This window comes from Mesorhizobium sp. L2C066B000 (assembly GCF_000502335.1).
GTDB lineage: Bacteria > Pseudomonadota > Alphaproteobacteria > Rhizobiales > Rhizobiaceae > Mesorhizobium.
In genome coordinates, this window is record NZ_AYWZ01000039.1 from 1 (window position 1) to 8940 (window position 8940).

Here is an 8940-nt window from a genome sequence, read left to right on the forward strand (position 1 = left end):
CCACCAATTTGATTCGCGCCCTGATCGCAGCCGGCATCAAGGGCGTTGCGGTCGGCGCCATCGCCGATTCGGACGCCGCCGCGGCCGGGCTCAAAGCGGGAATCGGCGCGACGGTTACGGTAGACCTCGGTGGCAAGAAGGATCCGCGCTTCAGCGGCACGCCGATCCGACTGATCGGAACGGTGGGCGCCGTCTCCGACGGGATCTATGTCCGCAAGGGCAAGGTTGCGAATGGCACCAGGGCTAATATGGGCCCGAGCTTCCGCCTCGATCTCGACGGCATGCAGATTATTGTCGCCACCTACGCCACGCCGATCTACGAGCGCGAGCAGTTCCGTATGTACGGCATCGAGCCGGAGCGCGTGAATATCCTCGCCTGCAAGGCGATGAACCACTTCCGTGCCGATTTCGAGCCGATTGGGCGGAGACTCATCTATGTCGATGCCGGCGGCCTCTGCTCGCTCAACTTCAAGCAGTTTCCTTGGAAAAAACTCAGGCGGCCGATCTGGCCGCTGGACTTGAGTTGAGACGGCTCGGCTGGTTGAGACTGAGCGCTTGATCGCGATGCGCTTTCGGGGCGTGGCGTTGACCAGTGGGCCTGCCGCCGCAGATAAAGGATGGGACTCACGGCCCATTACCGCTTGGGAAGGCAGGCTATCTTCAGGTGATAGTTTAACCCGCGCCATGCATCTGATTGACGGCAGGTGGTCCTTCGTGTGCTGAAAGTATTGCAAGGCGACCCCGCTCAAAATCCGGGCGTTCTAACGTGCCGAGAATGGAGAGGCTATAAATGCAACCACGTCGGCCGCAAACCGGGGGGACCAAGACGAGCGGTGATGTCGAAGGGCGGAGATCGGTTCGTTGCACGCCTCGAAGCCGGTGCGGTAAGCGCGAAAGGCGCTACAAGCGTGGACGAAAGCATAATTGCTATTGATCTTTGATCAAAGATTTGATAGTGTATGCGTCCGGATCAATTGTGGCGCCATGTACGGGAAACTGTGAAGCTGCGTTTGCGAAAGGCACGAAAGACCTGGGAATCGCCATGAAGCGATCCTCGCGACTTCAGTGAGTGCAGAACGCACGACGGTCGACAGCGCGCTCGGAGGGCGAGGTCCGATCCAGTTATCGTGGATCGTGAATCGGGCAATTAGCCGAATGGCGAGCTGGACCGCTCGCAAGGCTTTGCCGGGGGGAAGCAATCCGCAAAGCAAGCGGCAATGGGACTGCTCAAAACAGGGAGTAAAAACATGGAAATTTCTCGACGCGATCTCATCAAGTTGAGCGTAGCAGCAGGAACCGCCTGGTCGGCACCGTCTATTGTGCGGGCTCAGGCTGCTTCAACTGACACGCGGGTGCTGCGCCTGGTGCTCGGGGGCACTCTTCCCGCGAGTTTTGATCCGCTCTTTACGACAAGCGGCGATACTCAAGACCATGGCTTAGCTATTTATGATACGCTCTTTGCGTTCGACTCCAAGCGGGCGGCACGTCCACAAATGATCGACAATTGGGGCGTGTCCGAAGACAGGTTGACCTATACATTCGCACTTAGGGACGGCTTGGGCTTTCACGATGGATCCCCTGTCACCGCTGCTGACTGTGTGGCCTCGATCCGCCGTTGGGGTGCGGCGGCCCCGGGTGGAAAAATGCTAATGGAAAAGGCAAAGGATGTCTCGAAGAAGGATGAGAGAACCTTCACGATTTCACTGAGGGAGCCATTCGAGCTTCTGATCGACACGCTGGCCTCGCCAACACAGTTTCTAGCTGTAATGAGACAGAAAGACGCGAATTTTTCCCCAACAGAGCAGGTAACAGACAATATCGGATCGGGGCCGTTCAAGTTCAATCGTGCTCTCGCCAAGCCTGGCGCGAACTTCAGCTACGACCGCTATGAAAAATATGTGCCCCGGAAGGAGGCGCCCGACGGGTTGGCTGGGGGGAAAATTGTAAAAGTTGACAGAGCCATTTGGGAGAATATCTCAGATCAACAGACGGCGTTGGCCGCGTTGCAGGCGGGGGAGATTGATTTCCTGCTTACTTGCCCCGCCGACTTCTATTCTACAGTCGAGAGCGATCCCGATCTCCAATTGCAGGTCGTTCTGGGGGGAGGGCAAGACTATTTTGCGCGGGTTAATTTTCTCCAGCCGCCGTTCGACAACGCCAAGGCGCGTCAAGCGCTTTTGCATTTGGTAGACCAGGAGGCATTCCTGAGGGTCACGGCTCCCGATCCTAGGTTTGCCCAGAGTTTAACCTCTATGTTCGGTACTGGATCTCCATACTCAAATGACGAAAATACGGGATGGTATAAGAAGGGCGGCGACCCAGAGCGGGCCAAGCAGCTCTTCAAGGAGGCCGGATACTCCGGCGAGAAGGTCGTCATTCTCGACTCTACAGACTGGCCACAAGGCGACAATTGCGCCCAGCTGCTGGCGTCAGAGTTAAAGAAGATCGGCGTCAATGCCGAGCTGGCGCCGAGCGACTGGGCCGGCATAACCGCGCGCCGAGCGAACAAAGGCCCCGTTGAGGGAGACGGCTGGAACATTCACATATCGAATTGGCCCAATCTCGCTCTCTCCGATCCAATCGGGGCCGCTCTCCTCCAGGCGAATGGCGAAAACGCTTGGTACGGCTGGCCGAAGAATGACGAATATGAGGCGCTACGGAGCAAATGGGCGGTTGTCAGAACGCTGGATGAGCGCAAGGCTCTGGCCCGCAAGATGCAACACCTGTGGTGGGACTTTGTCGGAGCGGTTTTCCTGGGTCAGGCGGTCGAGCCCTCTGCACGCCGCAAGACGCTCACCGGCGTCATAAGCAATGACTTGGGACGGTGCCCGATGTGGAACATGGAGAAAGTCTCGGCCTGATGACAGTCTACATCTTCCGCAGAGTTGTTTCGGCCATCGCTGTCATGGCGATGGTCGGGATTTTCGTCTTCCTGCTTCTCAGGCTGGCGCCGGGCGACCCGGCTGCCATGATCGCCGGCCGGTCGGCCACGGCTGAAGTAATTGCCGGCATTCGTGAGCANGGCGCCGGGCGACCCGGCTGCCATGATCGCCGGCCGGTCGGCCACGGCTGAAGTAATTGCCGGCATTCGTGAGCAGCTGGGCTTGAACGATCCTATGCCGGTTCAGTTCATCCGTTGGGTGCGCGACATGCTCAGCGGCAATTTTGGCACCTCGATCTTGACCGGACGACCGGTTCTCGAGCTCGTCTCGCAGAGGCTTGAAGCGACTCTTTCCCTCTCAATCCTGACGATGATTCTCGCAGTGACGGTCGGGGTCTCCTTCGGCATCCTTGCCGCGTGGCGATCTGGCGGTCTCGTCGACCGCCTCCTCACGGCCTTTTCTGCATTTGGTTATTCAGTCCCGGTATTCGTCATCGGCTTCTTCCTGATCTACTTTTTCGCCATACAAACACATTGGTTGCCGGTCCAGGGATATGCGCCGATCGAGGGTGGTCTTTGGCCTTGGTTCGTGCACCTGATCCTGCCCACCGTGACCCTTAGTCTTGGCTACATCGCTTTCATCGCCCGGGTTACCCGGGCCAGCATGCTAGAAGTCCTGTCGGAAGACTATATGCGAACAGCCGCAGCCAAGGGCGCTTCCTCTTATGCTATGCTTTTCCACCATGCCTTGAAGAATGCCGGCGTACCGATCCTGACCGTCATCGGCATAAGCTTCGCCTACATGATCGGCGGAGTGGTTCTAACGGAAACGGTGTTCAACATACCCGGTACCGGTCGGCTGGTGGTGAGTGCGTTAAGCAACCGCGATTATCCGATTATTCAGAGCGTGCTCATGCTGACTTCGGGTCTGTACGTCCTTATCAATCTCACGGTCGATCTTGCTTATACGCTGATCGATCCGCGCATCAGGTACTGATATGACGATTTTTTCCGCACCAGTTGAATACGTTCCTACGGGTCGCCTGCGAATATCTGATTTTCCCCGTCTGGCACGGCGTCATCCGCTGGTCTTGATCGGCGGCGGCCTGTTGGCGCTCCTGATTGTTCTGGCACTCGCCGCCCCGCTTTACGCCGGCGATCCGGGGAACATGGATCCGTTCAAACGTCTCCAGCCGCCTTCGGGCAAAATGTGGTTTGGAAGCGATAATCTTGGTCGGGACGTGTTTGCGCGAACGATCTTCGGCGCCCGGATCTCCCTTATGGTCGGATTGATGTCGGCGGCGTGCGCGGCTCTGCTTGGGCTCCTCATCGGGATTCTCGCCGGCTACAACCGCACGTTTGACAATATCGCCATGCGGATCATGGACGGCCTGATGTCGATCCCGACGATTCTGCTGGCCATTGCGCTCATCTCTCTGACGGGTCCCGGGATTGGCATCCTCATCGTCGCCATTGCTATTCCCGAGACGCCGGCGGTCGCCCGATTGGTCCGCTCGGTGGTCCTCAGCGTTCGCGAACGTCCGTACGTGGAGGCGGCGCTCTGCGGCGGTGCGCGGCTGCCGAAGGTGCTCTTGCGGCATATCCTCCCGAGCACCATTCCGGCACTCATGGTGCAAAGCGCCACAGTGAGCGCGAGTGCAATTCTAACCGAAGCTGGGCTGAGTTTCCTCGGGGTGGGTGTGCCGCCCGAAATCCCCAGCTGGGGCAACATGATCGCTAGTTCGCGCTTGTTTCTCGCAATCGCCCCACTGACCATCTTCGCCCCGGGAATATGTCTCGCTGTCACGGTTCTTGCGGTGAACCTGCTTGGCGATGGTCTGCGTGATATGTTCGATCCCCGCACCAAGCGGAGGCGCTGACATGCAAATGCACAATACGATTAACCATGACATGCTTCTTGACGTTCGAGACCTTGAGACGCACTTTTACGGCGAGGAAAGCGTTACCCACGCGCTGGGCGGTATCAGTTTCCAGATAATGAAGGGGGAAACTCTCGGTGTCGTCGGCGAATCCGGGTGCGGGAAGAGTGTCACCGCCCTTTCCATTCTTCGTCTGCTACCGAAGCTGACCGCCAAGACCGTTGGCGGCGAAGTCCGCTTCGGTGGACGGGATCTCCTAAATCTGTCTGAACGGGAGATGCGCAAGATCCGCGGTGGTAAGATCGCCATGATCTTCCAGGATCCGATGACGAGTCTGAACCCGGTCTGCACGGTCGGTCAGCAGATCGCTGAAGCGGTGCAGATCCACACGGGAGACTCCCGTTCAATTGCGATGGCCAAGGCCGAAGAAATGCTCCGCTTCGTCCGCATCGCAGATCCCGAGCGTCGCGTCAACAACTATCCCCATGAGCTGTCCGGCGGTATGCGCCAGCGCGTCATGATCGCCATGGCGCTTGCCTGCTGTCCAGAACTGTTGATCGCCGACGAGCCGACGACGGCGCTCGACGTTACGATCCAGGCGCAGATCCTGCGGCTGATCGTCGATTTGAAAGAGCGTATGGGAACAGCCGTGATGTTTATCACGCATGATCTGGGCGTTGTGGCCGAGACATGCCAGCGCGTCATCGTCATGTATGCTGGCCGGATCGTCGAGCAAGCGACCGTAACTGATCTGTTCGCACGTCCCATGCATCCTTATACTCAGGCTCTCATGCGCTCCGTGCCTGACCGGCGGCGCGGCCGTCAGCGCCGTCTGCCGGAAATTCCCGGCATTGTACCAAACCTCCGTGAACCGATTATCGGGTGCAACTTTGCACCGCGCTGCCCGTTCGCGATCGATCTTTGCCGCGAGAAGACGCCCGTCCTGCGTGACATTGAATCGGGTCACGCCGCAGCTTGCTGGCGCTCAGACGAGCTTGTATGCGCATGAGCGGTCCATTGCTGAAAGTCGAGAATCTGACCAAGCATTATCCGCTCGGCGGGGGATTTTTCAAGAAGACCATTCCGGTGGTGCGGGCAGTGGAGGGAGTGTCTTTTTCCGTCGAGGCAGGTGAGACGCTCTGCATCGTCGGCGAATCCGGTTGCGGCAAGTCCACTGTCGCGCGGCTATTGATGCGACTCACCGATCCGACAGGCGGACGCGTCATGATCGATGGGACCGATATTGCGGGCCTCAAGAAGCACGAGCTTCGCGCGCATCGCCGTAGGATGCAGATGGTGTTTCAGGATCCTTACTCATCACTGAACCCGCGTCTCACCGCTGGACAGATTATCACCGAGCCCGTCGAGAATTTCGAGCGCCTCAGCCGAAAGCAACGCAACGCCCTTGCGGCGGACCTTCTTCAGAAGGTTGGAATGGCGCCCGAGATGATGCACAGGCTACCATCCGAACTGTCGGGCGGCCAACGGCAACGGCTCGGCATTGCGCGTGCGCTGTCGCTCAACCCCTCGCTCATCATCGCCGACGAGGCGGTGTCAGCCCTGGACGTCTCCGTGCAGGCCCAGATCTTAAATCTGCTTTTGGATCTCCAGCAGCAGATGGGTATCGCCTTCGTCTTCATCTCGCATGACCTTGGCGTCGTCGAGCATATCGCGCATCGCGTCGCCGTCATGTATCTGGGGCGGATCGTGGAACTCGCCCCGAGCGAGGTGCTCTTTGCGAAACCGGTGCATCCCTATACCGAGGCGCTGATCGCGGCGGCCCCGGTGCCGGATCCCACCCGAGTCCGGCTGGAGCCGCCCGTCGAGGGCGAGGTGCCGAGCCCGATCAACCCGCCGACAGGGTGCGCGTTCCACCCGCGCTGTCCGCTCGCGGTCGAGCGTTGTCGATTCGAAGTGCCGCCCCTGGTGCCAATGGCAGACGGCCGCGTCGTGGCCTGTCATGTGCGCGCTCCGGCTACAGCCACCCCCCAAGGCCGCCAGCTGCCGACTTCAACATGGACGCTGGTGGGATGAAACAGGTTAGGCTCGCTCAGAGAGCAGCGGATCATTGAGATGCAGATGACGGGCGATGGCGCCACGCTAGGCGACCTGGTCGCGTGGTGTCTGGACTGAAGTGTTGATCTGTGGTTCCCTCAATGAGTACAGTGGATTAAGGGATCCTGCCTCACCGGCGCATTGGTCTGCAAAGCTTGGTTTAGCTGTTGATCGCAGTCAAGCATTCGTCTTTGAATGCGCTTGCCAGTGATTGACTGGGAGCCGATCGATAAGGCCCTTTGTGTGGTTCCTGCTCTGCGAAGCGCGAGCCTGCCTCGCCGAGAGGCTTTGTTCAAGTCGATGCTGCTGTGAATTGGGTACGACTTGTCCGATGTTAAGCTGGGCGACAGAGGACGTTCCGACGATTCTACCGGTCTCGGCGCAAGAGCCGACACCTAAGCGAACGACTGTCGTGCCTTCGAAAGGCCCTTGTTGCCGTGTTCAGGACAATACGACGTTCGAGGGGATCAACTGGTCAACCCGTCAACGCTGGTAGGGCGTTAGGCCGAGGAAGAAGTCGACATCGTTGACGCGGGTAAGGTACCTTCTTACTTGACCCCGGATTCCCCCAAGAAGTGATAGGCACATTTCTATGATATCACGCTCCATTTGTCCGAGGTTGGAAACGCTCGTTGATTACCGAGACCATTCTCGACATGGTACAAATGATGGGCGCGCACCTGTGTGCCGTGCAGTGCCTGCGTGACACGCCATACGAAATATGGGAGGCGCCCTCGGCAAGCGACAAATCGTTTTGGCGAAAGCCTTCCAAATTGGGTTCTATTCGCTCTTATGAGTGTCCGCGCCGTGAAAGAATGTGCATTAAACTGCCCTACCCCCTTCATGTCTTCATCAACCTGACGTATGAGTCAAACATTCAATTTAATTGATCGTTGATCAAGTGAAAGAAGGGCGCATATCATGACCGAATCTCCAAAGGCCAAGCCAGATCGAATTATGCAGCCGATCGAGCCAGCCCTGATGCACGATCGGGTTTACGCATCGTTGTCGGCTGCCGTGATGGCAGGACGGTTCATTCCAGGTCAAAGTGTCATCATCCGGGAGGTCGCCGCCCAGTTCGAGACNAGGACTGGCCACATTATGGGCAGCGGAAAATGCAACGCCAAAGCTTGTAAAGCTCCTCCGGAAGTTGCTGCGCCGGGAGATCGAATGTGCAGGTAAGTCAGATTTCAGCGGAATGCTCGACGCTAATCGAGCATTCCATTTTACGATATATCAGGCGGCTGGATCCGAGAAGCTGCTGCCCTGCATAGAAATGCTCTGGTTGCAGATAGGCCCGTATTTTGGGGTCCTTAATGGGCATCCGAGTCTCGGCCGTTACCACGACGAACATGAGCGTATCATCGAACGGCTAGAAGAACAGGATGGACCCGGCGCTCAGGCTGCCATCTCGCGGCATATTACCATGGCTGCGGAAGACATACTCGCGGCATGGCCTAAGCCCGCTGCCTCACGGCACGACGGCGTAGAACATGTAGTTTCATCAAATCTCATCTAAAATTAACTCGGCCCAGCGATCGAGGAAGGCTTCAAAAGTCGAGACCGCGTAGGCAAGATCGTCCGTGCCGATGGGCAAAGACAAAGCGATCAAACCGGGACGAGCAATGTTTATCCCATTCAAAAGAAAATCGAGATGAAGCAGGGATTTAAGCGCGCCTCTGGTCTTGGCTAAATCTGCGGGCGTGGCAGCAAGTTTTGTTTGCTGGCTGCATCGTTCAGCATCGCACGTAGCCTGTCACCTGACACATCGCCATGCTGACCGGTAGTGGGGTTGTCAAAGCCGAGGCAGACATTGCCGACGTTGTCGCCAACTAGACTAGGATGATATCGACGGGATCAAAGGATCAAACCAGCGGGCCGTGACAGCATCATAGCCCGTAGTCATCACCAGTCGGCGATCGTCCCAAGCCTGCTGCTGGAGCTTTGGGATCTGTGACCGCTAAATTAGTGCATCCGACGAGGAGAAATGACTCAACTAACGAGTCGGCCCTGAACAATGGCTAAGCCATTGACGCGGCAGTGCCGCAGTGACGGGAGGAAGTATCCGGTTTGGCGGCGCAAGCAGCGATCGCCAGCAGGATGAGCGCACGCCAAAGCGCCAGT

The 8940-nt window shown here is 57.9% G+C and carries 5 protein-coding genes and 1 pseudogene; all 6 read left to right on the forward strand.

What is annotated here, in order from left to right; translation table 11 throughout:
- The coding region (locus X733_RS136730; protein WP_023820430.1) for an MlrC C-terminal domain-containing protein at positions 1-527 on the forward strand (527 nt) is incomplete at its 5' end.
- A gap of 720 nt (positions 528-1247) precedes the next feature.
- Positions 1248-2861: an ABC transporter substrate-binding protein gene (locus X733_RS136725; RefSeq protein WP_031194350.1), complete on the forward strand. Its 1614-nt coding sequence runs from the start codon at positions 1248-1250 to the stop codon at positions 2859-2861.
- Positions 2861-3878, forward strand: a pseudogene (locus X733_RS00250) (ABC transporter permease). The gene X733_RS136725 and the pseudogene X733_RS00250 overlap by 1 nt, the downstream one beginning before the upstream one ends.
- A 1-nt stretch (position 3879) precedes the next feature.
- Complete coding sequence (locus tag X733_RS136720) at positions 3880-4761, forward strand: ABC transporter permease (RefSeq protein WP_031194352.1); 882 nt, start codon at positions 3880-3882, stop codon at positions 4759-4761.
- A gap of 1 nt (position 4762) precedes the next feature.
- A complete protein-coding gene (locus tag X733_RS136715; protein ID WP_023820435.1) occupies positions 4763-5770 on the forward strand; it encodes an ABC transporter ATP-binding protein in 1008 nt (335 codons plus the stop codon).
- The gene (locus X733_RS136710) at positions 5767-6795 is read left to right on the forward strand and encodes a dipeptide ABC transporter ATP-binding protein (RefSeq protein WP_050588740.1); all 1029 of its coding nucleotides are present in this window, start codon (positions 5767-5769) and stop codon (positions 6793-6795) included. The genes X733_RS136715 and X733_RS136710 overlap by 4 nt, the downstream gene beginning before the upstream one ends.
- Positions 6796-8940: the final 2145 nt, after the last annotated feature.